The following is a 25,774-nucleotide window of genomic DNA, read 5'->3' as shown; positions in this document are numbered from 1 at the left end:
ACATGCGCATCACCCGAATCAGCAGAGCTTTCCTGGCCGTCGCGGCGTGTGTGCTGCTCGCGCCCGTCGCCGCCGCCGAGGCCCACGACCGGGCCTGGACGAGCGCGTGGACCGGCGCGGCGCAGGGCGTCTATCCGGCCGGCTACTCGGTCGGCCAGCCCGGACCCGTCGGCCCGGCCGGACCGGGCAACACGGCGCCGCTGCTCACCGCGGCGTTCCCCGACAACCAGGCACGCGACCAGACCCTGCGGATGATCGTGCACCCGAGCGTGACCGGCACGAGCTGGCGGATCCGGTTGACCAACGAGTACGGCACCAGGCCGGTCACCTTCGGGCGGGTGTACGCGGGCCGGCAGTCCATCGGCGCGACGGTGGCGCCGGGCACCAACCGTCCAGTGACGTTCGCCGGGCGGCGCTCGATCACGGTACCGGCGGGCCGCACGGCGCTCAGCGACCCGGTCTCCGTGAAGATCACCGATGCGTGGTCGCAGCGCCTCGCGGTGAGCCTGCACGTGGCCGGCGCCAGCGGCCCGATGACGTGGCACGCCGCCGCGTTCACCACCTCGTACGTCTCGGACCCCGGCGCCGGCGACCGCACCGCCGACCCCGGCGAGACGGCGTTCCCGCACTCCACCACCTCGTGGTTCTTCCTCTCCGAGGTGCAGGCGCTGCGCTCGCGCACCGCGACCGTCGTGGCGTTCGGCGACTCGATCACCGACGGCTTCTTCTCCACGATCAACGGCAACGACCGCTGGCCCGACGTGCTCCAGCGCCGGCTCGACGCGCGCCCGTCCCCGCGCGGCGACATCTCCGTGGTCACCGAGGCGATCGGCGGCAACATGGTCACCCGGATCGGCCGCACGCCCGGCGGCTGCACCCCGTGCGACGGCCCGCCGGCCCTCGACCGGCTCGACCGTGACGTGCTGTCACGCCCCGGCGTGCGCGTCGTCATCCTGCTCGAGGGCATCAACGACCTGGGCGGCGGCAACGCGACCGCCGAGCAGGTGATCGCCGGCTACCGCGAGATCATCCGCCGGGTCCACGAGCGCGGCATCAAAATCATCGGCGCGACGCTGACGCCCTCCGCGGGCACCGAGTTCGGCCTGTACGGCACCCCGCAGACCGACGCCAAGCGACGGACGATCAACGCCTTCATCCGCACGAGCGGCCAGTTCGACGGCGTCGCCGACTTCGCGGCCGTGACCGAGGACCCCGCTGCCCCCGGCCGCCTGCGCCCGGCCTACGACACCAACAGCAGCGTCGGCGGCCCCGGCGACCACCTGCACCCCAACCGGGCCGGCTTCCTCGCCATGGCCGGCGCGATCGACGTGGACCAGCTGGAGCGCTTCGCCCTGGACGCAACCCGCCCGGCCGCCGTCCCCGCGCGGTGACGGGGTGAGTGTCGCGGCGAAGCGCTAGTCCGGCCGGTCGGCTGCCGTCCCCGCGCGGTGAGGGGGTGAGCGTGACGGCGAGCCGGAAGCCCTCGCCCGTCGGCTACCGTCGCCGCGGGGTGGGCGTAACGGTGAAGCGGCGACCCGGGTCGGCCGGGTGCCATCACCGCGCGGTGGCGGGGTGTGCGTCAAGGCGAGGCGGTAGCCGTGCTGCTCGTCTGCCGCCACCGCGGGTGGGCGTCACGGCGAAGCGGTAGCCCTGGCCGGTCAGCTGCCGTCACCGCGCGGGTGAGCGCGGTGGGCGTCACGTGAAGCGGGAGCCCTAGCCTCTCGGCTGCCGTGACCGCGCGGTGAGCGCGGTCGGCGTCACGTGAAGCGGTGGCCTTGGTCGGTCGAGTGCCGTCACCGTGCGGGGACGGGGGTGAGCGTCACGGCGAAGTGGTAGCTCCGGTCGGCCGCGAGCTGGTGCTCGGGCGCGACGCCCGGGCCGCACGAGGCCGAGCCCAGCCCGTTCTGGGCCAGGTCCGTGTTCACATACAGCCGGTCCCGCGGCCGGAGGTCGTGCGGGTGCCGGGCCGCGTCGAGGTCGGCGCTGGTCCAGCGCCGCACGGTCAGTTCGAAGGTGGGCTCGCCGCCGATCCGGACGCCGCCGCCGTCGGGGCCGGTGATGCGGGCCCACCGCACCGCGGTCCGGTTGCCGTTCTCCTGCGGACGGACGTACGGGGTCTGCAGCTCGGCGACCCGCCCGGCCCAGCGGCCCATCCGCGCGGCCTGCCGGCTGTCGGCGTACGCCTCCCCGGGCCCGCCGCCGAACCACTGCACCTCGTCCAGGGCGGCGGGCAGCGCCATCAGCAGCCCGACGCGGGGCAGCACCCCGGTCCACGGCCCGACCGGCTCGGTCGTGACGTGCACCGCGAGGCCGTCGCCGCGCGCGGTCCACCGATAGGTGGCGAGCACGCCCAGATCCGTGGCGGCGGGGGCGACACGGGTCCGGACGACGTACGCGTCCCCGTCCGGCGCGGCCTCGAGCAGCCGATGCTGCAGCCGGTGCAGCCCGGTGCGGCGCCACTCCCGGGCCACCCCGGACGCTCCGCGCGACGGTTCGTCGTTGTCGGTGGGCGCCCGCCACAGGTCCAGCCGAGGTCCCGTCACAGTCATCCCGGCCAGCCGCACCAGCATCCCGGTGCGCGGGTCGAAGCGGCCGGGGCCGAGCTCCACCAGCCCGTCGTCGCCCGCCCGAGGACGGCGAACACCCCGGCCGGCCGGGTCGGTCGGCCCGGCTCCAACAACCGGCCCAGCGGTCGCGGCCGGGCCGGTTCCGAAGGCCGGGCCGGAGGTGGGGGCCTGGCCGGCGAGGTGAGCTGGGCCGGGCGGGGGCCCAGGCCAGGGGGCCTGCGCCCAGGCGACCTCGTGGCCGGGCGGGGCCCACGGCTCGGCGGCGGCCAGGACGGCCCGCACGGTGAGCCAGCCGTCCGGGCCCGGCGCCGCGCCGGCGGGCACGGGCACCGTGGCCGTGGCGCCGGGGGCGACGACCGGCACGGTGAGGACGCCGCCGGCCACCGTGGCGCCCTCGTGCTCGAGGAGCCACTCCCACCGCAGGTGGGCGGTGTCGCGGACGTCGTAGCGGTTCGCCACGGTGACGGTGGCCGCGGCCGGGTCGACGCTGAGCCGTACGGGCTCGTAGACCTTCTTGAGCTCCGCGAGCCCCGGCGACGGGGTGCGGTCGGGGAAGAGCAGGCCGTCGGCGATGAAGTTGCCGTCGTGCAGCGGCTCGCCGAAGTCCCCGCCGTACGCGAAGAAGTCCCCGCCGCCGTCCGGGCGCGGCCGGCGGATCGCCTGGTCGATCCACTCCCACACGAACCCGCCCTGGCACCGCGGATACGTGTCGAACAGCGCCTGGTACTCGGCGAGCCGGCCGGGGCCGTTGCCCATCGCGTGCGCGTACTCGCAGAGCAGGAACGGCAGGGCGCGCCGGCGGGCGTCGGCCTCGGGGTCCGGCAGCGGCGGCTCGCGGCGCCGGCCGATCTCGGCGACCTCCTCCGGGGCGGCGTACATGCGGCTGTAGCAGTCGGCGTCGGTGCTCTCCCGGTCGCCCTCGTAGTGGATCATGCGGCTCGGGTCGCGGTCGCGGATCCAGCGTGCCATCGCCGTGAGGTTGCGCCCGGTGCCCGACTCGTTGCCCAGCGACCACGCGATCACGCTGGGGTGGTTCTTGTCGCGCTCCACCATGCGCCGCGCCCGGTCCACAAAGGCCGGTTGCCACCGCGGGTCGTCGGCGGGGTTGCCGCGCCACCCGATCACGGAGAACCCGTGCGTCTCGACGTCGCACTCGTCGATCACCCACAGGCCCAGCTCGTCGCAGAGCGCGAGGAACTCCGGGGCGGGCGGGTAGTGGCTGGTGCGGACGGCGTTGATGTTGTGCCGCTTCATCAGCAGCAGGTCCTCGCGCATGGTCGCGACGGTCAGCGCGCGCCCGGAGCCGGGGTGCCACTCGTGCCGGTTCACCCCGCGCAGCGAGACCGGCACGCCGTTGACCGTCCACCGGCCGCCCTCGAGCGCGACCGTGCGGAAGCCGACCGCCAGCTCCGCGCGCTCGCCGGGCGTGGACACCTCCATCCGGTACAGCACCGGGTCCTCCGCCGACCACGGCCGCACCCCGGCGAGCTCGTGCGGGCCGGCTGCGTCGACGTCCGTCAGGCCGAGCTCGGCGATCGTCAGCCGGGCCGGCGCCGGGGTCTCGACGCGCAGCTCGCCGCGGCCGGTGCGGTGGTCGTAGCCGGCGTGCACGAACACGTCGGCGAGCCCGCCGGCCGGGCGCGCCTGCAACCGGACGGACCGGAAGATGCCCGACAGCCACCACATGTCCTGGTCCTCGAGGTAGCTGCCCGCGGACCACTGGTGCACCCGCACGGCGAGCACGTTGCGCCCCGGCCGCAGCGCCGCGCCGGCCGGGAACTCCGCGGGCAGCCGGCTGCCCTTGGCGTGACCCAGCTCGACGCCGTTGAGCCACACCCGGTAGCACGAGTCGACCCCCTCGAACCGCACCACGGCCGCTCCGGCGGGCCAGTCCGCGGGCAGCTCGAAGGTGCGGCGGTAGTCGCCGGTCGGGTTCTCGTCGGGCACGTACGGCGGATCGATCGGGAACGGATACCGCACATTGGTGTACGCCGGAGCGCCGTACCCGTGCAGTTGCCAGTGAGCCGGCACCGGGAGCTCATCCCACTGCCCGTCGTCGAAGCCCGGCTGCGCGAAGCCGTCGCCGGCCGTGTCCGCGGCGGGCGACAGGCGGAACCGCCACGGGCCGTCGAGGGGCAGCCGCGCCGCGTCCGAGGCGGGAACGGCCCGCGGCGTGCACACGCCCTCGCCCGGTCCGGGATCCTCGAAGTATCGAGCCGTCATCCGCGCACCGTACCCGCCGTTTCCCGGGGGTTAACCGGGCGTGCGTCGGGTATGCGGGCAGCCCTTGCGGACCGGAGGGGGAGCGGATGAAGGTCGTCCACTACAGCGTGGGGGGCGGATATTCGGACAGTCCGCGCGCCCTCTACGAGCATCTGGTCGCCACGGGCCACCCCGCCGAGCAGGTCTGGCTGGCCGCCCCGAGGCGCCGCCACCAGTTCCCGCCGGGCACCGCGACGGTCGAGTTCGGCAGCGGTCAGTCCATTGCGGAGCTCGAGTCGGCCGACGTGGTGGTGGCGAGCACCCACATCGAGCTGGAGTGGACCAAGGCGCCCGGCGCGACGTACCTGCAGACCTGGCACGGCACGCCGCTCAAGCACATCCACTTCGACTCGCTGTGGGCCCCGCCCGGCCGGGTGGCGGACCTGACCCGCGACGTACGCCGGTGGGACCACCTGCTCTCGCCCAACCGGCCCAGCACCGAGGTGCTCCGCGGCGCGTTCGGCTTCACCGGCGAGGTCGCCGAGACCGGTTACCCGCGCAACGACGTGCTGCTCGGCCCCCACCGCGACGACATCCGCGCCGAGGTGCGTCGCGGGCTGGGCATCCCCGACGACGCGACGGTGGTGCTCTACACCCCGACGTGGCGCGACGACGTCCTCGACGCGCAGGGCCGGCAGGACTTCTCGCTGCAGCTGGACCCGGACGACTTCACCCGCCGGCTGGGCCCCGGCCACTACCTGCTCGTGCGGACCCACTTCCTGGTCACGGCGGAGCTGCCGCCGATCGACGGGCCGCGGGTGCGCGACGTGTCCGCCTATCCGGAGGTGAGCCACCTCTATCTGGCCGCCGACGCGATGGTGACCGACTACTCGTCGACGATGTTCGACTTCGCCGTCACGGGCAAGCCGATGCTGTTCTTCACCTACGACCTCGCGGACTACCGCGACCGGCTGCGCGGCTTCTACTTCGACTTCACCGCGCAGGCGCCCGGACCGCTGCTGCACACCAGCGCCGAGGTCGTCGACGCGCTCGCCGACCTGCCGGCCGTGCGGGCCCGGCACGCTGAGGCGTACGCCCGGTTCCGCCGCACCTACTGCCACCTCGACGACGGCCACGCCGCGCAGCGGGTCGCCGCCCGGTTCCTGCGACCGCCCGGCCTCGCCGACCGCCCGGCCGGGGCCGTCCCGCGGCCCACCTCCCAGGCAATCACCAACAGAGCCTCGACGGCGAGGACGTCGCCCGGCACCAGGATCACGTCCGCCGGCAGCCGGTAGTTGCCCGGCGCCGGGGCCGTGAACTCGGGCGTCACGTCGTGAGAGCCCCGGCGGGCCTGTCGGACAGCCGGCCGGCGCCTCATCCGGGCGCACCCGGGACCGGGCCGGTGGTGCCGCGGACGACGATGTGGGTGGGCAGGGTGACGTGCGGCGAGTCGGCCTCGCCCCGTTGCAGGATGCGGTGCGCGAGCTCGCCCGCCACGGTGCCCTGCTGCTTCACGGGCTGGTGCACCGTGGTCAGGTCGAACATGTCGGCCAGGTGGTGGTCGTCGATGCCGACGACCGACATCGCGTGGGGGACCGGCAGGCCGGCGCGGCGCAGTGTGCGCAGCGCGCCGAACGCGACCTCGTCGGAGAAGGTCACGACGGCGGTGGGGGGCTCGGGGAGGCTGAGCAGTTCGCTCATGCCCTCGACGCCGCCGTGGCTGCCCCAGCGGCGGTGCACGACGTAGTCGGGGCGCACGTCCAGGCCGGCCTCCTCGAGCGCGGCGGTGAAGCCGCGCAGGCGGGCGCCGGGGGCGGCGTACTCGAGGCTCCAGGTGCCGGTCGAATTGATCATCGCAATGCGCTCGTGGCCGGCCCGCACGAGCTGGGCGGTGGCCTGGCGGGCGGCGGCGACGTCGTCGATGCGCACGTGCGGGTGGTCGCGCAGCGTCCCGCCGGCCATGACGACGGTGACGCCCATGAGGTCGAGGCGCCGCCGCTCGTCGTCGCTGATCGGCAACGCGATGAGGATGAGCGCGTCCACCTGCCGCCGGGCGGGCAGCTCCGCGAAGAAGCGCCGCCGCTCGCGCTCCTGCTTGACCTCGTAGAGCAGCACGTCGAGGTCGGTGCCGCGCAGCGCGGTCACGATGCCGTCGAGCATGGACGCGTAGAACCAGTGCGCGACGTCGGGGGTCACCACCGCGATGCGGCCGTTGGAGCCGCGCGCCAGCCGGGCGGCGTCGGGGGAGACCGTGTACGACAGGTCCTCCGCGAGGCTCTTGATGCGGCGCCGGGTCTCCTCGGACACCCCGGGCGCGCCGCTCAGCGCGCGGGACACCGTCGCGATCGAGACGCCCGCGCGCTCCGCCAGATCGGCCATGTTCAACGCCACGGCTGACACCGTAGAACACGTAAGCGTTTACGTAAATCAGCGCTCCAGAGTCCAAGGCGATAGACATCCGTCGTTGACAAGCGCAGTGACGGGTCTCACTCTGTCTGCGTAAGCGTTTACGCCAGGGGGAGGAGCCCCGATGAGACGCCGCCTCAGCCTGCTCGCCACCGTCACGCTGCTGTCCGCCGTCGCGTGTTCGAGCAACGACGGCGGCGAGCCGCCACCCCCGTCGGCGAGCAGCGCGCCGGCCACCGCGGGCAGTGGCGCCCCGGCCCGGGAGGACGCCGACCTGGTGATCTGGACCTCGGACGTGGCGAGCCGCGCGGTGCGGCCGATCGCGGAGAGGTTCGGCAGCGCGAACAACATCAAGGTCGCGGTGCAGGTGATCGCCGCCGACCTGGCCGCCAACGCGATCACGGCGAACGCGGCCGGCAACGGCCCCGACATCCTGACGCTGCCCAACGACTTCCTCGGCGGAGCGCTGCAGAACGGCGCCGTCACCCCGCTGTCGCTGCGCGCCGAGGACCTCACCGCGTACGAGAAGGGCGCCGTCGACTCGGTGAGCCGCAACGGCCAGGTGTGGGCGCTGCCGTACGGCATGGAGAACCTCGTGCTCTACCGCAACACCAAGGCGGCTCCGGCGGCTCCGGCGACCGTCGAGGACCTCGTGGCGACCGGCCGGGCCGCGGTGAAACGGGGAACGGTCAAGCGGGCGCTGGCCCTGCCGGTCGGGCAGGAGGGCGACGCGTACCACATGCATCCGTTCTTCACCTCGGCCGGCGGCAGCCTGTTCGCCGTCGGCGCCGACGGCCGGTACGACGCCTCCCGCGTCGGCATCGGCACGCCCGAGTCGATCGCGGCCGCCCGCCGGATCGCGGCGCTGGGGGAGAAGGGCTCCCGGGTGCTGACCCGCTCGGTCGACGGCACCAACGCGATCGCGCAGTTCACCGGGGGCGACGCCGCCTACCTGATTTCCGGGCCGTGGGCGCTTGCCGACATCCGCAAGTCCGGGATCCCGTACGACATCACGCCGATCCCGCCGTTCCGCGGTGGCCGGCCGGCCGCCCCGTTCCTCGGCGTGCAGGCGTTCTGGACCATGTCGAACGCCCGGAACCCTGCCTTCGCCGAGGAGTTCGTCACCAAGACCATGAACACGCCCGAGGCGATGACGGCCATGTACGAGCAGGACCCGCGCCCGCCGGTGCGCACCGACGTGCTGCGGGCCGTGTCGGCCAGGGATCCGGACATGGGCAAGCTCGCCGCCGGCGCGCGCAACGCGACGCTGCTGCCGGACTTCCCGTTCATGTCGGGCGTGTGGCCGCCGCTGGGCCAGGCGTACGCGGCCGTCGTCGGCGGCGCGGACCCGGCCGCGACGATGCGCAGGACCGGCCGCACGATCGAGAGCGTGGTCCGGTCCAAGTGATCGTCCTCGCCGTCCGGGTGCTCTGCCTGGGGACGACGGCCGGCACCGCGGCGGCGCTCACCCCCGGCCTGGTGGCGGGCGGGCACCACGTCGTCCTCACCGTCGTCTGGGCGATCGTGGCGGTGCTGCTGGCCACGTACGCCACCCGGCGCGCGCTGCTGGCCAAGTACATCGTGCCCGGCTCGCTGCTGCTCCTGCTGTTCACGGTCGCGCCGGTGCTCGCCACCGTGCAGCTGTCCACGACCAACTACGGCGACGGCACCCGCACCACCAAGGAGCAGACGATCGCCCGCATCCTGGGCAACTCGGTGGTCCAGGCCCCGGACTCGCGCACGTTCGCGCTGGCCGTGGCGACCACGGGCGACCCGGCCACCGGCCCGTGGACGTTCTTCCTGGTCGACCGCGCGACCGGGGCGGCGTACGCGGGCACGCAGGACGGCCTGGAACCGCTCGACGCCGGCCGGGCGACGGTCAGCGGCGGCTACGTGACCGCTGCGCCCGGCTACACGTTCCTGACCCCCGCCCAGGTCAACGCCGCGGCGCAGCGGCTGCGCGAGGTCAGCGTGCCCACCGGCGACGGCGCGATCCGCCTGCGGGGCCTGCGCGAGGCGTTCGAGGGCCGGGCGGTGCTGGCGTACGACCGGGCCACCGACACGATCACCGACACCCGCACCGGCGTGCGCTACACCGTCCGCGAGCAGGGCGACCGCGAGTACTTCGTGGACGGGCACGGCACCCGGCTGGCGGACCAGTCGTGGCGCGCCGGCGTCGGCTGGGACAACTACCGGCGCGCGTTCACCGACCCGCGCATCCTCGGCGGCTTCCTGCGGATCTTCGGGTGGACGGTCGGGTTCGCCGCGGGCTCGGTCGTGCTGACCTTCGCCGTGGGGCTGGGCCTGGCGGTGATGCTCAACGACCCGCGGGTGCGCGGGCAGAAGCTGTACCGCTCGGTGCTGCTGCTGCCGTACGCGATCCCCGGCTTCATCAGCATCCTGGTCTGGTCGGGGTTCTACAACCGGGAGTTCGGGCTGATCAACTCGCTGACCGGGCTGAGCGTCGACTGGCTCGGCGACCCGTTCTGGGCCAAGGTCGCGCTGCTGCTGCTCAACACGTGGCTCGGTTTCCCGTACATGTTCCTGGTCGCCACCGGGGCCCTGCAGGCGATCCCGGCCGAGCTGCGCGAGGCGGCGACGATCGACGGCGCGGGCGGCCCCACCGCGTTCCGCCGGATCACGCTGCCCTTGCTGCTGGTCGCCGTGGCGCCGATCCTGGTAGCGACGTTCGCGTTCAACTTCAACAACTACAACGTCGTCGAGCTGCTCACCCACGGCGGGCCGTTCACCCCCGACAACCCGGACGCGGGCGCCACCGACATCCTCATCAGCTACACGGTGCGGCTCGCCTTCGGCGCGGGCGGCGCGCAGTTCGGCTTCGCGTCCGCGATAGCCACCCTGCTCTTCGTCATCACGGGTGTGCTGGCGGCGGCCCAGTTCCGGGCCACCCGCCGGCTCGAGGAGGTGTACTGACGTGTCGCGCTGGTGGCGGGAGGTCGGCTGGCGTCACGCCGGCGGGCTGGTGGCCGTCGCGTTCGCCGTGATCCCGGTGCTCTACGTCGTCTCGGCGGCCGTCAACCCGCTGGGCACGGTGGCCTCGACCGGCGTGGTGCCGGGCGAGGTCAGCCTCGTGCACTTCCGGGCGCTGTTCGACGACCCGGCGCGGCCGTTCCTGCGCTGGTCGCTCAACACCCTGGTGGTGTGTGTGGCCGTGACGGCAGTGCAGGTCTTCTGCAGCGCCCTCGCGGCGTACGCCTTCTCCCGGTTCCGGTTCCGCGGCCGCCGCGGCGGGCTGCTCACGCTGCTGCTCATCCAGATGTTCCCGCAGTTCCTCGCGGTGATCGCGCTGTTCACCGCGATCACCGAGCTGGGCGAGGCGATCCCGGCGCTCGGGCTCAACACGATCGCGGGCTACAGCCTCGTGCTGATGGGCAGCGCGCTGGCCCAGGTGTGGCTGCTCAAGGGCTACTTCGACACCGTGCCGCGCCAGCTCGACGAGGCGGCCGTCGTGGACGGCGCCGGGCACGCGACGATCTTCTTCCGGATCGTCCTGCCGCTGGCCCGCCCGATCCTGGCGGTCACCGGGCTGCTGGCCTTCGTCGCCACGATCGGCGAGTTCCTGCTCGCCTCGATCTTCCTCACCGACACCCGCGCCAAGACCCTCGCCGTCGGGCTCTACGGCATCATCGAGTCGGACCGGTCCAACAACCTCGGCGTCTTCGCGGCCGGTGCGCTGATGACCGCGCTGCCGGTGGTGCTGCTGTTCCTGTTCCTGCAGCGCTACATCGTCGGCGGGCTCACCGCGGGATCGGTGAAGGACTGATGCGCCCCGAGGCCGATCCGGCGGCCGTGGTCGCCGGCGACCGCTACCGCATCACCGTGCTCACCGACGGCCTGGTGCGCCTGGAGTACAGCGAGGACGGCGTCTTCGAGGACCGCGCGTCCACGTTCGCGCTCAACCGGCGGCTGCCCGTGCCCGGCTTCCGCGTGCTCGACACCGGCGGCCACCTCGAGATCGTGACCGCCCGGTTCCGGCTCACCTACGACCGCGGCCCGTTCACCACCAGCGGGCTGAGCCTGGCCGTGCGCGGCGGCGTCACCACGTATCACTCGGTGTGGCGCTTCGGGCAGGAGCCGCAGACCCTCGGCGGCACGGCCCGGACGCTCGACAACGCCGACGGCGCGATCCCGCTCGCGCCGGGCGTCGTGTCGCGCGACGGCTACGCCGTGCTCGACGACTCGCGCTCGCTGCTGTTCGACGACGACGGCTGGGTCGCCGCGGACAACGTGGGCCGCACCGACCTGTACGTGTTCGCCTACGGCCACGACTACGCCGAGGCGCTGCGGGCGTTCTACGCCGTGTCCGGCCCGCAGCCGGTGCTGCCCCGCTGGGCGCTGGGCAACTGGTGGAGCCGCTACCACCGCTACACCGCCGAGTCGTACCTCGAGCTCTTCGACCGGTTCCGGCGCGAGGGCCTGCCGTTCTCGGTGGCCGTGCTCGACATGGACTGGCACCTCGTCGACGTCGGCCCCGAGCACGGCAGCGGCTGGACCGGCTACACCTGGAACCGGGAGCTGTTCGGCGACCCCCGGGCGTTCCTCGGGCGGCTGCACGACGAGGGCCTGCGGGTCACGCTCAACGTGCACCCGGCCGACGGGGTCCGCTCGTACGAGCAGGCGTACCCGGCGATGGCCGCGGCGCTGGGCCGCGACCCGGCGTCCGGCGACCCGATCGCGTTCGACGTGACCGACCGCAGCTTTCTGAAGGCGTACTTCGAGGTGCTGCACCGCGGCCTCGAGGCCGACGGCGTCGACTTCTGGTGGCTCGACTGGCAGTCCGGGCCGTACTCGCGGGTCGCCGGGATCGATCCGCTGTGGATGCTTAACCACTATCACTTCCACGACAACGGGCGGATCACCTTCTCCCGGTACGCCGGGCCGGGCAGCCACCGCTATCCGGTCGGCTTCTCGGGCGACACCGTCGCCTCGTGGGCGTCGCTGGAGTTCCAGCCGCACTTCACCGCGACCGCCGCCAACATCGGGTACGGGTGGTGGAGCCACGACATCGGCGGCCACTTCTTCGGCGTGCGCGACGACGAGCTCGCCACCCGCTGGGTCCAGTTCGGCGTCTTCTCGCCCATCATGCGGCTGCACTCGGCGAAGGACCCGTTCCTGACCAAGGAGCCGTGGGCGTTCCCGCAGCCCGCCCGCGACATCATGACCTCGTTCCTGCGGCTGCGGCACCGGCTCGTGCCGTACCTGCACACCATGAACCACCGCGGGCTCCCGCTGGTGCTGCCCATGTACCACCGCGAGCCGGACCGCGACGCGGCCTACGAGGTGCCCAACCAGTACCAGTTCGGCACCGAGCTGGTCGTCGCGGCGATCACCGAGCCCGCCGACCCGCGGACCTGCCTGGGCCGCGTCAGGGCGTGGCTGCCCGACGGCGTGTGGGTCGACGTGCTGACCGACCTGGTGTACGAGGGCGGCCGCACGCTTTATCTGCACCGCGACCTCGAGACGATCCCCGTGCTCGCGGCCGCCGGCGCCCTCGTGCCGCTGGACGGTCAGGCCGTGCCCGGCAACGACCCCGTCGACCCGGCCCACCTCGAGGTGCTCGTGGTGGTGGGCGCCGACGGCGAGTTCGACCTGGTCGAGGACGACGCCCGGACGCCGCTGCGGTTCCGCCAGCAGGACGGCGTCGTGCAGATCGGGCCGGCGAGCGGCGCGACGGGCGTACGGACCTGGACCGTCACGCTGCCGGGGTTCCTCGGCGACCCGGTGGCGAGCGTGGACGGCGCACCGGTGCCCGGCGAGGTCCGTTCGGGGGAGAGCCGCACTTCCATCACCGTCGATAGGGTTCCGGTCATGGCCACCCTGCGGATCGGCGTCGGCGCCCGGCCCCGCCTCGCCCGCAACGACGTGGCCGGGCGGCTGTTCACGCTGCTCAACCGGGCCCAGATCGAGTACCGGACGAAGACCCTCGTGCTCGACGCCGCGACGGCCCAGCGCTCGCTGGCGGTCCGCCTGTCCACTCTGCAGGCCCTGGACCTGGACGAGCCGCTGGCCACCGCCGTCGGGGAGATCCTGCTGGCAACCACCGATTGACCTGGAGGTCCGATGCGCATCCGATCCGGTGTCGCCGCCGCGGTGGCCACCGTGCTCGCGGCCGGGGCGTTCAGCGCCCCGGCGAACGCGGGCTCCTCCGGCCTGCCCGCGCGGCACTCGCTGCGCGCGCCGGTCACCGACGAGAACTTCTACTTCGTCATGGCCGACCGCTTCGACAACGGCAGCACCGCCAACGACACCGGCGGGCTCGGCGCCGACCCGCTCGTGTCCGGCTTCGACCCCACCCGCAAGGGCTTCTACAACGGCGGCGACCTCGCCGGGCTCCAGCGCCGCCTCGACTACATCCAGGGGCTGGGCACCACCTCGATCTGGCTGACGCCCAGCTTCAAGAACAAGGCGGTGCAGCTCGAGGACGGCCCGTCGGCCGGCTACCACGGCTACTGGATCACCGACTTCACCCGCATCGACCCGCACCTGGGCACCAACGAGGAGCTGCGCACGCTGGTCGACGCCGCGCACAAGCGCGGGATGAAGGTCTACTTCGACATCATCACCAACCACACCGCCGACGTGATCGGCTACGCCTCGGGCGCGCGGCAGCCGTACGTCTCGAAGGACGTCCGGCCCTACCGCGACGCCACCGGCCGCCCGTTCGACGACCGCGACTACGCCGGCACGAACACCTTCCCCCGGCTCGATCCCGCGACCTCGTTCCCGTACGTCCCCGTCCTCGACCCGGCCGAGCAGAACCTCAAGGTGCCGGCCTGGCTCAACGACGTCACGCTCTACCACAACCGCGGCGACACGACGTTCACCGGCGAGAACTCGCTGTACGGCGACTTCTTCGGCCTCGACGACCTGTTCACCGAGCACCCCCGCGTCGTCGACGGCATGATCGACATCTACGAGAAGTGGATCGCCGACTTCGGCATCGACGGCTTCCGGATCGACACGATGAAGCACGTCAACGACGAGTTCTGGCAGAAGTTCGGGCCGCGGGTGCTCAGCTTCGCCCGCGCGCACGGCAAGCGCGAGTTCTTCATGTTCGGCGAGGTCTTCGACACCAGCCGTCCGTTCACCTCGACGTTCACCACCCGCGACCGCATGCAGGCGGTGCTCGACTTCCCGTTCCAGGACGCGGCGCGCAACTTCGCCTCGCGCGGGCAGCCCGCCGCCGCGCTGGGCGAGTTCTTCGCCGGCGACGACTGGTACACCGACGCCGACTCCAACGTCTATCAGCTGCCGACGTTCCTCGGGAACCACGACATGGGCCGCATCGGCTCGTTCGTGCAGGCCGACAACCCCGGCGCCGGCGACGCCGAGTGGCTGGCCCGCGACCGGCTCGCCCACGAGCTGATGTACTTCTCGCGCGGCAACCCGGTGATCTACTACGGCGACGAGCAGGGCTTCACCGGCCCCGGCGGCGACCAGGACGCCCGGCAGACCATGTTCGCCAGCCGCGTGCCCGAGTACCTCGACGACGACCTGCTCGGCACCGCCGCGACCCACGCGCAGGACAACTTCGTCGCCACGCACCCGCTCTACCGGGCGATCGGCGACCTGGCCGCCGTGGTCGGCAAGCACCCCGCGCTGCGCGACGGCGCCCACCAGCACCGGTACGCCGACGCGCAGGCCGGCGTCTACGCGTTCTCCCGCATCGACCGGCGGCAGCAGAAGGAGTACGTCGTCGCGCTGAACAACAGCGAGCAGGCGCGCACGGTGGCGATCCCCACCTACGCGGCCGGGCAGCCGTTCACCGTGGTGTACGGCTCGGGCCCGCGCGCCGTCGCGGGCGCCGACGGCAAGCTGACGGTGACCGTGCCGCCGCTGTCCACCGTCGTGCTGGGCTCCGCCGGCCGGATTCCCGCCTCCCCGGCCGCTCCCGCGGTGTCGCTCGCCGCGCCGGCGCCGACCGGCTCGCGCATGCAGGTGTCCGCCGACGTGGCCGGGTCCTCGTTCTACGAGGTGACCTTCTACGCGAAGGTCCGGGGCGGCAACTGGATGCCGATCGGCACCGACGACAACGCGCCGTACCGCGTCTTCCACGACGTGTCGGGCCTGCGCGCGGGTGCCGAGGTCGAGTACCGGGCCGTGGTGCTCGACAACGCCGGCCACACCGCCTCCAGCCGTACGCGTTCCGCCCGCGTGCCCGCCCCCACGCTCACGCTGGAGGCGCCCGCCGAGGGCAGCAACGTCCGCGGCACGGTCGAGGTGCGCGCGGTCGCCGACCCGGAACGCGCCTCGCACGTCGTCCGCCTCGAGCGCAGCATCGCCGGCGGCGCGTGGACGCCGATCGGCACCGACTCGTCGTCGCCCGCGTACACCGCCTTCGACGACCTCGCCGCGCTCAATCTGGCGGCCGGCACCGAGGTGCGCTACCGCGCCGTCCTCCTCCAGCCGCGCACCGTCAGCGCCGTGCGGACCGTCCGCTACGCCGGGCCGCCGCTGCAGGTCGCGACGCTGCGCTATCACCGCCCGGCCGGCGACTACGACGGCTGGGGCCTGCACCTGTGGGGCGACGCCGTCGATCCCGCCGTGCTGGCGCGGATCGCCTGGGACCGCCCGCTTCCTCCGGCCCGCATCGAGAACGGGTGGGCCGTCTTCGAGATCCCGCTGGCCGACGACACCCGTCCGGTCAACTTCATCCTCCACCAGCCCAACGGCGACACGGTCCCCACCACCCGTGAGCCCGGCGGCGACCGATCGTTCACCCCGATCGACCATCCCCAGGTGTGGATCGAACAGGGCGACCCCACCGTCCACACCACCCCACCGGCCGGCGGCTGACCGCGGGTCACCCCCGGGCGCGGCCGGGCAGCCACCCGGCCGCGCCCGCGGTCTCCCACCACGCGCGGCGGATCTCGTGGGCGCCCCAGGCGTTCGGCTCGATGACGCCGCAGAACCACAGATCCCGGTTCGCGGGCCGGGGATGCGGCTGCCCCGGATCCCCGGCGTGCGCGCCGTGCCCCAGGAAGCGGGCGTGCACGTCGGCGACCCGGGCACCGTGCCGCCCGGCGAGCGCGGTGAGGGCCTCGTTGAGCGCGCTCACCGCCCGCGGCCCGTCGGGCCAGGGCGGCAGCACGTGCCCCGGCACGGCCCCGGTGCCGTCGCTCGGGTCGTACACGGTGGTCACCACGATGCGCGGCGCTTCGCCGCCCGCGGTGAGCCGGCCCAGGATCCGCTCGCCCCGGTCGGCGACCGCCCGGATCACGGCCCGGGCCGCGCTCGCGTCCCCGTAGGCGCCCATCAGGTCGTTGCCGCCGATGCTGATCGTCACCAGGTCGGCACGCCGGTCGAGGCGCGGCAGCTGCCGCTCCAGCACGCTGACGGTGGTGGCCCCGTCGGCGGTGAGGTCCAGTTTGTCGTAGCCGTGCGAGGCGAGGTCCCGGCCCGCCCAGTCCGGGAAGTCGGCGTCCCGGTTGCGGTGCAGCAGGCTCGCCGCCCCTCGCCCGGCCCCGCCGGCGTAGACGTCGATGGACATGGAGTCGCCGAGGGCGACGTAGAGCAGCGTCACGGGCCCTCGTCTTCCCCTGCCTCCGCGCGGTTAACCAGCCGACCGCGCCGGCGGCCGAAGCACCAGACAATCGCGAATCCGTCGTTGACAAAGGCAGTGAACGTTAACATCGACGAAACGCGATGGAATGGTGGCCGGCGGGCCGTTTCGACCACGAGGAGCGCTCATGCGTATCGGCAGGCTTCGTGCGGCCCTGACGAGCGGGGTGGTCCTGGTGCTCGCGGCGGTCGGGGCGGCGGCCGTGACGAGCGAGGCGTCAGCCGCCACGGTGACGCCCGGGGTGCCGTACGTGCTGGTCAACCGCAACAGCGGCAAGGCCCTCGACGTCTACGACCTGGCCACCGCGGACGGGGCGGCGATCAACCAGTACACCCGCAACGACGGCGCCTGGCAGCAGTGGCGGTTCCTGGACTCGGGCGGCGGCTGGTACCGGCTGCAGTCGGTGCACAGCGGCAAGGTGCTGGACCTGCCGACCACCGCGGACGGCGTGCAGCTCGTGCAGAACGCGGACCGCAACGACGCGCGGCAGCAGTTCCGGCTCGCGGACTCGGCGGGCGGGCTGGTCCGGCTGATCAACCGCAACAGCGGCAAGGCCCTCGACGTGTGGGAGTGGTCCACGGCCGACGGCGCGAAGGTGTCGCAGTATCGGGACCTCGACGGCGCCAACCAGCAGTGGCAGCTGGTCGCGCTCGGCGGCGCGGCCCGCACGTTCACGAACCCGATCAAGCGCAACGGCCCGGACCCGTGGCTGCAGTACCACAACGGCTTCTACTACCTGGCCACCACGACGTGGAACTCGACGATCACGATGCGCCGGTCGGCCACGCTGGCCGGGCTCGCGTCGGCCGCCGACCAGGTGGTGTTCAACCTTGCGGGGCGCACAGGAGGTTGCTGCAACATGTGGGCGCCGGAGTTCCACCTGATCAACGGCCGCTGGTACCTCTACTACGTGGCCGGGCAGAACGTCGCCGACTACAACCCGACGCAGCGGCTGCACGTGCTCGAGAGCTCCGGCTCCGACCCGATGGGCCCGTACGCCTTCAAGGCCGACCTCGGCAGCGACTGGCAGCTCGACGCGAGCGTCCTGAGGGTCGGCAGCAACCTGTACCTGATGGGCACGTACGGCGGTGACGGCGCCGGGCAGAGCAACTTCATCCAGAGGCTGAGCAACCCGTGGACGCTCAGCGGCTCGCGCGTGCGGCTCAGCTCGCCCACCCTGGCCTGGGAGCGGCAGACGGGGGCGGTCAACGAGGGCCCCGAGCCGCTCTACCACGACGGCAAGGTCATGGTCGTCTACTCCGCCTCGGCGTGCTGGGGCCCCGACTACAAGCTCGGCCTGCTCACGCTGACCGGCGCGGACCCGATGAACCCGGCGCACTGGACCAAGAGCCCCGACCCCGTCTTCCAGCGCAACGACGCCAACGGTGTCTTCGCCCCGGGGCACAACGGCTTCTTCTCCAGCCCCGACGGTACGGAGGACTGGATTGTCTACCACGCGAACGACTCCGCGGGCGGGGGCTGCGACATGAACCGCTCGACCCGCGCGCAGAAGTTCACCTGGAACGCCGACGGCACGCCGAACTTCGGCACGCCGGTGCGTCTCGGCACGTCCCTGACCGCGCCGTCCGGCGAATAGGCCCGGGCGTGCCCGACGAGGTGACGCGCGCGTGGTCCGCTGCCGGCCGCGGGCGTGGGCGCGCCCCGGGCGGCCGTTCCGCGGTGGACGGGCGTGCCAGAATCGTCGCGTTCGGACCGACCTGCGGCGCGGCGGAGAAGCGATGACCGAAGAGGACACCCGGGAGGCCCGCGCGGGCGCCCCCACGACCGGCCGGGCGGCGCTCGATCAGCGGCGCATCCTCGAGGCCGCGGTGCGGTTCATCGACGAGCACGGGCTGCGTGAGCTGACCATGCGCCGGCTGGGCGCCTATCTGGACGTCGAGGCCATGGCGCTCTACCGGCACGTGCCCGGCCGCGAGGCCCTGCTCGACGGCGTCGTGGAGACCGTCGTCGACGAGCTGTTCGGCGACCCGGACGTGCATCTGGAGGCCCACGCCGGCTGGGTCGACTATCTGCAGCGCCTCGCGCACGGGCTGCGCCGCATCGCGCTGGCGCATCCCGAGGTCTTCCCGCTGGTGGCCACGCGCCCGCCGGCCGCGCCGTGGATCCGGCCGCCGCTGCGCAGCCTGCGGTGGATCGAGTCGATGCTGCACGTCATGACGTCGGCGGGGTTCAGCGACGAGGCCGCCGCCGCGGCGTACCGGGCGTTCAGCAGCTTCCTGCTCGGCCACCTGCTGCTCGAGGTGTCGGCCCACGGCGTCGAGACGGGTCCGGTCGAGGAGCCCGACGTCTCGCCGGTGGGCGACCTCAGCGCGTACCCGATCGTGCGCCGGATGGAGCCGCACCTGGCGCAGGACGTCGCGGCCCAGGACTTCGAGGAGGCCCTCGAGGCGCTGCTCGACCGGGTGGCGCTGTTGCTGCCGCCCCGCAGCCGCCTGCGCCGCGCGACCGATCACGAGTGATTCCCGGGACAGGCGTTTACCGTGTAAACGCGGGGGCAAGTTCGAGGGTGTAGCCGCGCACCGCGGCTTTCGGCAGCCCGGAGTAATCATGACGTCGCCCCCCGATTCCTCGTCCCCGTCAGGCGCTCGCGCCTGGCACCCCGAAGACGGCTCACCCGATCAAGAAAAGACCACAAAGGACGGTCGCGGCGCCACCTCGGCGCTTTCCGACCGGCAATCCGTCGTGGCGCGGGAAAAGGATCGCTACGGCGGCATCAAATGGGGGTCGGCCTTTTTCGGCTGGCTGACCGCCACCGGCACCGCCGTGATCCTCACCGCCGTTCTGCTGGCCGCCGGGGCCGCGGTCGGCGTGTCGACCGGCACGACCGCCTCCGACGTGCAGGGCCAGGCGTCGCAGGAGGTGGGAAAGATCAGCGTCCTCGGCGGCATCCTGCTGCTCGCGGTGCTGCTCATCGCGTATTTCTGCGGTGGCTACGTCGCCGGGCGGATGGCGCGTTTCGACGGCGTCAAGCAGGGAATCGCGGTGTGGGTGTGGGCGATCGTGATCGCCGTGCTGGTCGCCGTCGCCGGTGCCGTGGCGGGCGAGAAATTCGACATCCTCGATCGCGTCGGCGGGTTTCCCCGGCTTCCCGTCGGCGGCGGCGACGTGACCACCGGCGCGATCATCGCGATCGTCATCGCGGTGGTGGCCGCGCTGATCGGCGCCATTCTCGGCGGGCTCGCCGGAATGCGCTTCCACCGCAAGGTCGACAAGGCCGGCCTCGGCCACTGACGTATTTCGTACCGATGCCCGGCACAACCGGGCGGATCCCTCAGGGAAAGGTTCACCATGATCTCCCAGAACGACATTCAGCAGATCTTCGGCTCCACCGTCTACACCACGGGCGGCGACAAGATCGGATCCGCCGGACAGGTCTACCTCGACAACACCACCGGCAACCCGGAGTGGGTATCGGTGAAGACCGGCCTGTTCGGCACCAAGGAGTCGTTCGTCCCGCTGCAGGACGCCAAGCTGGCCGGCGACCGCGTCGAGGTGCAGTACAGCAAGGAGCAGGTCAAGGACGCTCCGCGCATCGACGTCGACGGTGACCTGAGCCCCGCGCAGGAGGAGGAGCTCTACACGTACTACGGCCTGTCCTCCGGCGGCGGCAGCTACACCGACGAGACCCGTACGGCCGGCACCTACACCGACGAGACGCGCACCACCGGCACCTCCACCGGGACCCGCGCCACCGGCGTCCGCGGCGACGACGACCGCGGCGACACCTCGGGCCCGAACACCGACGACGCGATGACCCGCTCGGAGGAGCGCCTGGTCGCCGGCACCCGCACCGAGCAGGCCGGCACGGCCCGGCTGCGCAAGTACGTCGTCACCGAGCAGCAGCAGGTCAGCGTCCCCGTCACCCGCGAGGAGGCGACCATCGAGCGCGAGCCGATCACCGACGCCAACGTCGGCGCGGCGCTCGACGGCCCGGACATCTCGGAAGAGGAGCACGAGGTCACGCTGCACGCCGAGCGGCCGGTCGTCGAGACCGAGGCCGTCCCGGTCGAGCGGGTGCGGCTCAACAAGGAGACCGTCACCGACGAGGAGACCGTCGGCGGCGAGGTCCGCAAGGAGCAGATCGAGTTCGACGGCGTGGACGGCACCGAGCGCCGCAAGCGCTGACCTGAGCTTCGCCCGCCCGCCGGTGTCGTGTACGCCAAACGACCCCGGCGGGCGCGCTGTCCGCTCTACGCTGACCGGTGTGGCAGTGGTCCTGATCGCGGAGGACAGGCTCGACGAGCAGAAAGTCATCACCGAGGTCGTCCGCCGGCTCGGCCACGAGGCAACCGTGGCCGACGACGGCTGGAGCGCGCTGCTGGCGGCGACGCTGCACCGTCCCGACCTGGTGATCGCCGACGTCGAGCTGCCCCAGCCGGACGGCCTGCAGCTGTGCCGCGCCCTGCACGAGAACCCCGCGCTCACCGGTGTGCCCGTCGTCCTCGTCACGGCGACCCGGCCGCACCACCCGGCCCCGACCGGCTGCGCCGCGGTCGCCACCGTGCCGCGCCCGTTCGACCTGCGGCAACTGTCCCATGTCGTGGCCGAGCAGCTCGCCACGACCGGGGAGCCGTACGGGCTGGGCACGCCGGGCGTCGCCATGCCGGACGACCCCGAGTTCGTCGAGGCGCTGCTGCGCAGCACCGACACCGGGCTCGCGGCGTGCGACCGGGCCGGCCGGCTCACCTTCTACAACCGTGGTCTGAGCGAGTTCTTCGGTCCGGACGCCGCGGGGGTGCCGCTGGCCGAGTGGGCCAAGCGGTTCGGGCTGCGCCACCACGACGGCCGGCCGCTGCGCGCCGACGAGGTGCCGATGATGCGCGCGCTGGCCGGGGAGACCGTGCGGCACGCCGGCCTGCTGGCCCACGACCGGCAGGACCGCCTGCGCTGGCTGACCGTCAACGCGCACCCGGTTCGCGACCGCGACGGCACGATCATCGGCGCCGCGGCCGCCGTCCAGGACATCACCACCAGCTACCAGGCCCGGGTGTACGAGTCGTGCAAGACCGCAGTGCTGGAGGCGCTCACCGCGGGCACCAGCGCGAGCACGGCGCGGGCGGAGGCCGTACGGACGATTGGCACCCGCCTGGGCTGGTCGTACGTGCGGCTGTGGGTGCTGGACCAGGTCACCGATCAGCTGCAGACCGACGCCACCTACACCGCCCCCGGCGAGCAGCCGCCGCCGATCCCCACCTCGTTCGCGCGCGGCGAGGGCCTGGCCGGGTTGTGCTGGCAGCGGGGCGAGCCGATCTGGGTGCCCGACATCCACGCCGACGCCTCGCCCGTGCTGCCCGCGGTCCGCGCGGGCACCCGGTTCCGGGCCGCGGGCGCCGTGCCCGTCCGCGCGGGCAAGCACGTCACCGGCGTGATGACCTTCTTCTCGTACGATCCGCAGGAGCCGGAGCCCGGGCTCGCCGTGCTGCTGACCGGGGTCGCCGACAGCATCGGCGCGCACCTGCAGCAGCACCGCGCCGACGACCTCGCGCGGCACCTCGCCGCGATCACCGAGGAGTACGTCGCGCTGGCCGGCCACGAGCTGCGGACCCCGCTGACCTCGATCACCGCCTACACCGAGCTCATCGCCGAGGCCCCCGACCTGCCCGCCGACGTGCGCGACCTGGTCGAGGTGGTCGAGCGCAACAGCCGGCACCTGCGCCGGCTGATCGACCAGCTGCTCGACCTGGCCGCGCTCGACACCGGGCACCTGCGGATCGCCGACGACGTGGTGGACCTGACCACCGTGACGGTCGAGGCGGTCGAGTCCATGCGCGAGGCGGCGGCCGCCCGGCGGATCGCCGTCGTGCTGGAGGCGGCCCGGGAGGCGCCCGTGCGCGGGGACGCAGACCGGCTCAGGCAGGTCGTGCTCCACCTGCTCGACAACGCCGTCAAGTTCAGCCCCGACGGCTCCGCCGTCACCGTCCGGCTGACCCGGAAGGACGGCGCGGTGCTGCTCACGGTCGCCGACACCGGCGTCGGGCTGCCCGGCGGCCGCACGGCCGACCTGTTCCGCCGCCTCAACCGCGGAGACAACGCCCGGCACAAGGGCGTGCCCGGCAACGGCCTGGGGCTTGCGCTCTGCTACACCATCGTCGAGCACCACCGCGGCACCATCGTGCTGAGCCCGAACGAGCCGCAGGGAACCACGGCGACCGTACGGCTGCCCGCCTCCGGCTGACGTTCGGCGCGCCCGGGCCGTGTGGGAACGCGCCACAGGGGTAACCCGAGCGGTCACAGGCCGCGGCGGACCCGGGAGGCGCCATGACCGACGCAGAGGACCGGCGCACGCTCGACGAGCAGGAGAAGGAACAGGTCGAACCGGTCCGGCCACCGGACCTCAACCAGGAGTCGAACCGCTCCGCGACCCGGCTCGAGCTCTTCTTCGACCTGGCGTTCGTGCTGTTCGTGGCCCGCTGCGCCGACGTGCTCGCCAAGGACGAGACCTGGCACGGCGGGTTCGTCTTCGCGGCCGTGCTGACGGTCGGCTGGTGGGCGTGGGCCAGCACCACCCTGTACGCCAACCGGTTCGACACCGACGACGCCGTGTTCCGCCTGCTGACGCTGGCCGCCATGATCGGCGTGGTGGCGATGGCTGCCAGCGTGGACAAGATCGACGAGTCCACCGGGCGCTGGTTCGCGCTCGGCTACGTGGTGATCCGGCTGGCGCTGATCGCCGGCTACGTGCGGGCGTGGCGGCACGTCCCGGACGCCCGCCCGACCGCCCGGCTCTACCTGATCGGGCACTCGCTGGGCGCGGCGATCTGGCTGGTATCGCTGGCCGTGCCGACGCCGGCCCGCTACTGGCTGTGGGCCGCCGGCGTGCTGGTGGACGTGGTGTGGCCGACCGCCGCCGCCCGGCTGCGGGACGCCGTACCGCTGCATCTGGAACACCTGCCGGAACGCTTCGCGCTGTTCGTCATCCTCGTGCTGGGCGAGTCCGTCGCCGCGGTCGTCACCGGCCTGCACGACGGCGAGTGGAAGTCGTCCGTGACGGTCACGGCGCTGCTGGCCTTCGTGGCGGCCGCCGCGCTGTGGTGGGTCTACTTCGACCTGGCCGGCGGCGCGGCCAAGCGGCGGCTCACCGAGGAGGGCGAGGAGGTCACCAAGCACGGCGTGCACGACTTCTACGTCTACATCCACCTGCCGCTGGCGGTCTCGCTCGCCGCGGTGGCCGTCGGGCTCGAACACGCCGTGCTGCACGGCGCCGACGACCACCTGACCGCCGGAACCCGCTGGGTGCTCGGCATCTCGGTCGCCGGCTACCTGCTCAGCGCCGCCGTCATGCAGGCCCACCTGGGCCGCCGCGTCCGCGGCGCCCTCCTCTGGCCCGGCGCCGGCGTGCCGCTCGCGCTCGTGATCGCCTCGCTCGATCTGGCCCCCGCGGCCTTCGTCGGCCTGTTCGCCGCCCTGCTGACCGCGGGCGTCGTCACCGGTTTCGTCCTGCACCGCGAGGGCGAGGTCCGCACCGCGAAGGTGTGACGCCCGGTCGCCGAAGCGGTCGTCCCGGCGGGCGGGTCAGGCGGCGAGCGTGGCCCACGGCGACGGCGGCACCCGGAACAGGTCGGCCGCGCCGGGGGCCATGGTCAGCGTGATCAGGGTGGCGGCGATGCGCTCGAGCGGCATGACCAGGTCGACGCAGCCGGTGGCCAGCGCGGCCGAGGGCATGTCGGGAGCGGCGGCGCCGGCCGGGTCCTGCACCACGGCCCGGCCGCCGGCCCGCTTGAGGGCGCGAATGCCGATGGCGCCGTCGTCGAGACGACCCGTGAGCACCACGCCGAGCGCCCGCCGCCCGTACCGCTGCGCCACGCTTGCCATCAGCGGGTTGGCGAGGCGGTGGCCGGCGCCCGGCGCCAGGCGCAGCCGGCCCTCGTCGTCGACGGCGCCGGTGTGCCGCGCGGGCAGCACGACGATGCCGGGCCGGTCGACCTGCAGGCCCTCGTGGGCCGGCGTGACAGGCAGGGCGGCACGCCGGGCGAGCGCGGCGGCGAAGAGGGTGTCGATCGCGGGTGTGCGGTGCTGCACCGCCAGCACCGCGGCCGGGAAGGTCGCCGGCAGCGCCGCGACGACATCGCTGAGGGCGGCCGGACCACCGAACGACGCGACGATCACCACCACGTCGAAGGCCGGCACGCCGCCGCTATGTACGCCACCTGACACAGAAGGAGCATAGCGGTGTCGAACGGTGCCTGACACGACCACGCGCGGGTAGCGCATGGCTGCCGCCGATCGGGGTACGCGGCCGCCTTTGCCCTTCTGAGGAGACGCCCGATGACCGGTTCCCCGGACGCGCGCGACGGCCGTGCCGGCAACTTCATCCTGGCCGCCGTGCCCGAACCGGAGTGGGAGGCCATCCGCAACCGGTGCGAGCAGGTCGAGCTGTCGATCCGCGACGTGATGTACCGCCAGGGCGAGATGATCGACTACGTCTACTTCCCGCTGTCGTGCGTGTGCTCGATGCTCGCCGAGCAGCAGGGCGACGCGACCGTCGAGGTGGGCACCATCGGCCGCGAAGGGATGGCGGGGCTGCCGGCCTTCCTCGGCGTGGCCACCAGCCCGAACATGGTCATGGCGCAGATCGCGGGCGTGGCCCTGCGGCTGCGCATCGAGGACCTGCGCGAGATTCTCGTGGGCGACGGCGTCCTGCACGGCCAGCTGCACCGCTACATCCAGGCGACCATGGTGCAGCTGTCGCAGAACGTCGCGTGCAACCGGCTGCACACCACCGAGGAGCGCGCCGCCCGCTGGCTGCTCATGACCGCCGACCGCGTCGGGGCCGAGCAGTTCACGCTGACCCAGGAGTTCCTCGCCCAGATGCTCGGGGTCCGACGCGGCACCGTCTCGCTGACGGCCGGCCTGCTGCACGGGGCCGGGCTGATCAGCTACCGGCGCGGCGTCATCACCATCGACGACCGGCCCGGCCTCGAGGACGCCGCCTGCGAGTGCTACGGCGTCGTCCGCGCCGAGTTCGACGCGCTCGCCAAGCTCGGCTGACCGCGGG

18 protein-coding genes are annotated in these 25,774 nt (G+C 73.2%); 14 read left to right on the top strand and 4 right to left on the bottom strand.

The genetic code is table 11. The features are described 5' to 3' along the window. The first annotated feature begins 2 nt into the window (after positions 1 to 2). Entirely contained in the window at positions 3 to 1,391 is a 1,389-nt protein-coding gene (locus ACSNN8_RS30975) for an SGNH/GDSL hydrolase family protein (protein WP_436653510.1), read from the top strand. Between the two features lie 402 nt (positions 1,392 to 1,793). On the opposite strand, the gene ACSNN8_RS30970 is transcribed toward ACSNN8_RS30975, so the two are convergent. Continuing rightward, positions 1,794 to 4,790 (bottom strand): glycoside hydrolase family 2 TIM barrel-domain containing protein, encoded by a 2,997-nt coding sequence (locus ACSNN8_RS30970; RefSeq protein ID WP_436653509.1) that lies wholly within the window; start codon positions 4,788 to 4,790, stop codon positions 1,794 to 1,796. A gap of 86 nt (positions 4,791 to 4,876) precedes the next feature. On the opposite strand from ACSNN8_RS30970, the gene ACSNN8_RS30965 reads away from it, so the two are divergent. Beyond that, positions 4,877 to 6,064, top strand: coding sequence for a CDP-glycerol glycerophosphotransferase family protein (locus ACSNN8_RS30965; RefSeq protein ID WP_436653508.1), 1,188 nt, complete (start codon positions 4,877 to 4,879; stop codon positions 6,062 to 6,064). A gap of 79 nt (positions 6,065 to 6,143) precedes the next feature. Here ACSNN8_RS30965 and ACSNN8_RS30960 read toward each other — a convergent pair whose 3' ends face one another. Next, positions 6,144 to 7,160, bottom strand: coding sequence for a LacI family DNA-binding transcriptional regulator (locus tag ACSNN8_RS30960; protein WP_436653507.1), 1,017 nt, complete (start codon positions 7,158 to 7,160; stop codon positions 6,144 to 6,146). A gap of 139 nt (positions 7,161 to 7,299) precedes the next feature. Between ACSNN8_RS30960 and ACSNN8_RS30955 the strand changes: the two genes are divergently transcribed. The 5 genes from ACSNN8_RS30955 to ACSNN8_RS30935 are packed head-to-tail and all read left to right on the top strand — an operon-like array spanning position 7,300 to position 15,992. After that, positions 7,300 to 8,583, top strand: a complete 1,284-nt coding sequence (locus ACSNN8_RS30955; protein ID WP_436653506.1) for a sugar ABC transporter substrate-binding protein — start codon at positions 7,300 to 7,302, stop codon at positions 8,581 to 8,583. Further along, positions 8,580 to 10,109: an ABC transporter permease subunit gene (locus tag ACSNN8_RS30950; protein ID WP_436653505.1), complete on the top strand. Its 1,530-nt coding sequence runs from the start codon at positions 8,580 to 8,582 to the stop codon at positions 10,107 to 10,109. The genes ACSNN8_RS30955 and ACSNN8_RS30950 overlap by 4 nt, the downstream gene beginning before the upstream one ends. A gap of 1 nt (position 10,110) precedes the next feature. After that, complete coding sequence (locus tag ACSNN8_RS30945; RefSeq protein WP_436653504.1) at positions 10,111 to 10,959, top strand: sugar ABC transporter permease; 849 nt, start codon at positions 10,111 to 10,113, stop codon at positions 10,957 to 10,959. Next, complete coding sequence (locus ACSNN8_RS30940; protein ID WP_436653503.1) at positions 10,959 to 13,244, top strand: TIM-barrel domain-containing protein; 2,286 nt, start codon at positions 10,959 to 10,961, stop codon at positions 13,242 to 13,244. Before ACSNN8_RS30945 ends, ACSNN8_RS30940 begins: the two co-directional genes overlap by 1 nt. A gap of 12 nt (positions 13,245 to 13,256) precedes the next feature. Next, positions 13,257 to 15,992, top strand: a complete 2,736-nt coding sequence (locus ACSNN8_RS30935) for an alpha-amylase family glycosyl hydrolase (protein ID WP_436653502.1) — start codon at positions 13,257 to 13,259, stop codon at positions 15,990 to 15,992. 7 nt (positions 15,993 to 15,999) lie between these two features. Here ACSNN8_RS30935 and ACSNN8_RS30930 read toward each other — a convergent pair whose 3' ends face one another. Beyond that, positions 16,000 to 16,719 carry a GDSL-type esterase/lipase family protein gene (locus ACSNN8_RS30930; RefSeq protein ID WP_436653501.1) on the bottom strand — a complete coding sequence of 240 codons (720 nt, stop codon included), beginning with the start codon at positions 16,717 to 16,719 and terminating at the stop codon, positions 16,000 to 16,002. Between the two features lie 166 nt (positions 16,720 to 16,885). Here ACSNN8_RS30930 and ACSNN8_RS30925 point away from each other — a divergent pair, with 166 nt between their 5' ends. The 6 genes from ACSNN8_RS30925 (at position 16,886) to ACSNN8_RS30900 (ending at position 24,255) form a co-directional block, all read left to right on the top strand. Then, complete coding sequence (locus ACSNN8_RS30925) at positions 16,886 to 18,355, top strand: family 43 glycosylhydrolase (protein WP_436653500.1); 1,470 nt, start codon at positions 16,886 to 16,888, stop codon at positions 18,353 to 18,355. 142 nt (positions 18,356 to 18,497) lie between these two features. Then, positions 18,498 to 19,238, top strand: coding sequence for a TetR/AcrR family transcriptional regulator (locus tag ACSNN8_RS30920; protein WP_436653499.1), 741 nt, complete (start codon positions 18,498 to 18,500; stop codon positions 19,236 to 19,238). Between the two features lie 88 nt (positions 19,239 to 19,326). Continuing rightward, positions 19,327 to 20,010, top strand: a complete 684-nt coding sequence (locus tag ACSNN8_RS30915; protein WP_436653498.1) for a hypothetical protein — start codon at positions 19,327 to 19,329, stop codon at positions 20,008 to 20,010. A gap of 57 nt (positions 20,011 to 20,067) precedes the next feature. After that, positions 20,068 to 20,904 (top strand): DUF2382 domain-containing protein, encoded by an 837-nt coding sequence (locus ACSNN8_RS30910; protein WP_436653497.1) that lies wholly within the window; start codon positions 20,068 to 20,070, stop codon positions 20,902 to 20,904. Positions 20,905 to 20,983: 79 nt separating this feature from the next. After that, on the top strand, positions 20,984 to 22,954 hold the full coding sequence (locus tag ACSNN8_RS30905; RefSeq protein ID WP_436653496.1) for an ATP-binding protein: 1,971 nt from the start codon (positions 20,984 to 20,986) through the stop codon (positions 22,952 to 22,954). A gap of 83 nt (positions 22,955 to 23,037) precedes the next feature. After that, positions 23,038 to 24,255 carry a low temperature requirement protein A gene (locus ACSNN8_RS30900; RefSeq protein WP_436653495.1) on the top strand — a complete coding sequence of 406 codons (1,218 nt, stop codon included), beginning with the start codon at positions 23,038 to 23,040 and terminating at the stop codon, positions 24,253 to 24,255. A gap of 36 nt (positions 24,256 to 24,291) precedes the next feature. On the opposite strand, the gene ACSNN8_RS30895 is transcribed toward ACSNN8_RS30900, so the two are convergent. After that, the gene (locus ACSNN8_RS30895; RefSeq protein ID WP_436653494.1) at positions 24,292 to 24,906 is read right to left on the bottom strand and encodes a chemotaxis protein CheB; all 615 of its coding nucleotides are present in this window, start codon (positions 24,904 to 24,906) and stop codon (positions 24,292 to 24,294) included. 138 nt (positions 24,907 to 25,044) lie between these two features. Here ACSNN8_RS30895 and ACSNN8_RS30890 point away from each other — a divergent pair, with 138 nt between their 5' ends. Further along, entirely contained in the window at positions 25,045 to 25,767 is a 723-nt protein-coding gene (locus ACSNN8_RS30890; protein WP_436653493.1) for a Crp/Fnr family transcriptional regulator, read from the top strand. The last annotated feature ends 7 nt before the right edge of the window (positions 25,768 to 25,774 follow it).

Origin of the sequence: Actinoplanes sp. URMC 104 (assembly GCF_051386375.1) — a bacterium.
GTDB lineage: Bacteria > Actinomycetota > Actinomycetes > Mycobacteriales > Micromonosporaceae > Actinoplanes.
This window is presented reverse-complemented; position numbering and strand designations above follow the sequence as displayed.

Coding starts and splice junctions, on each gene's coding strand:
- ACSNN8_RS30970 (WP_436653509.1), bottom strand. CDS start 4,790: ATGACGGCTCGATACTTCGAGGATCCCGGACCGGGCGAGGGCGTGTGC.
- ACSNN8_RS30955 (WP_436653506.1), top strand. CDS start 7,300: ATGAGACGCCGCCTCAGCCTGCTCGCCACCGTCACGCTGCTGTCCGCC.
- ACSNN8_RS30890 (WP_436653493.1), top strand. CDS start 25,045: ATGACCGGTTCCCCGGACGCGCGCGACGGCCGTGCCGGCAACTTCATC.
- ACSNN8_RS30915 (WP_436653498.1), top strand. CDS start 19,327: ATGACGTCGCCCCCCGATTCCTCGTCCCCGTCAGGCGCTCGCGCCTGG.
- ACSNN8_RS30965 (WP_436653508.1), top strand. CDS start 4,877: ATGAAGGTCGTCCACTACAGCGTGGGGGGCGGATATTCGGACAGTCCG.
- ACSNN8_RS30940 (WP_436653503.1), top strand. CDS start 10,959: ATGCGCCCCGAGGCCGATCCGGCGGCCGTGGTCGCCGGCGACCGCTAC.
- ACSNN8_RS30910 (WP_436653497.1), top strand. CDS start 20,068: ATGATCTCCCAGAACGACATTCAGCAGATCTTCGGCTCCACCGTCTAC.
- ACSNN8_RS30925 (WP_436653500.1), top strand. CDS start 16,886: ATGCGTATCGGCAGGCTTCGTGCGGCCCTGACGAGCGGGGTGGTCCTG.
- ACSNN8_RS30900 (WP_436653495.1), top strand. CDS start 23,038: ATGACCGACGCAGAGGACCGGCGCACGCTCGACGAGCAGGAGAAGGAA.
- ACSNN8_RS30975 (WP_436653510.1), top strand. CDS start 3: ATGCGCATCACCCGAATCAGCAGAGCTTTCCTGGCCGTCGCGGCGTGT.
- ACSNN8_RS30935 (WP_436653502.1), top strand. CDS start 13,257: ATGCGCATCCGATCCGGTGTCGCCGCCGCGGTGGCCACCGTGCTCGCG.
- ACSNN8_RS30920 (WP_436653499.1), top strand. CDS start 18,498: ATGACCGAAGAGGACACCCGGGAGGCCCGCGCGGGCGCCCCCACGACC.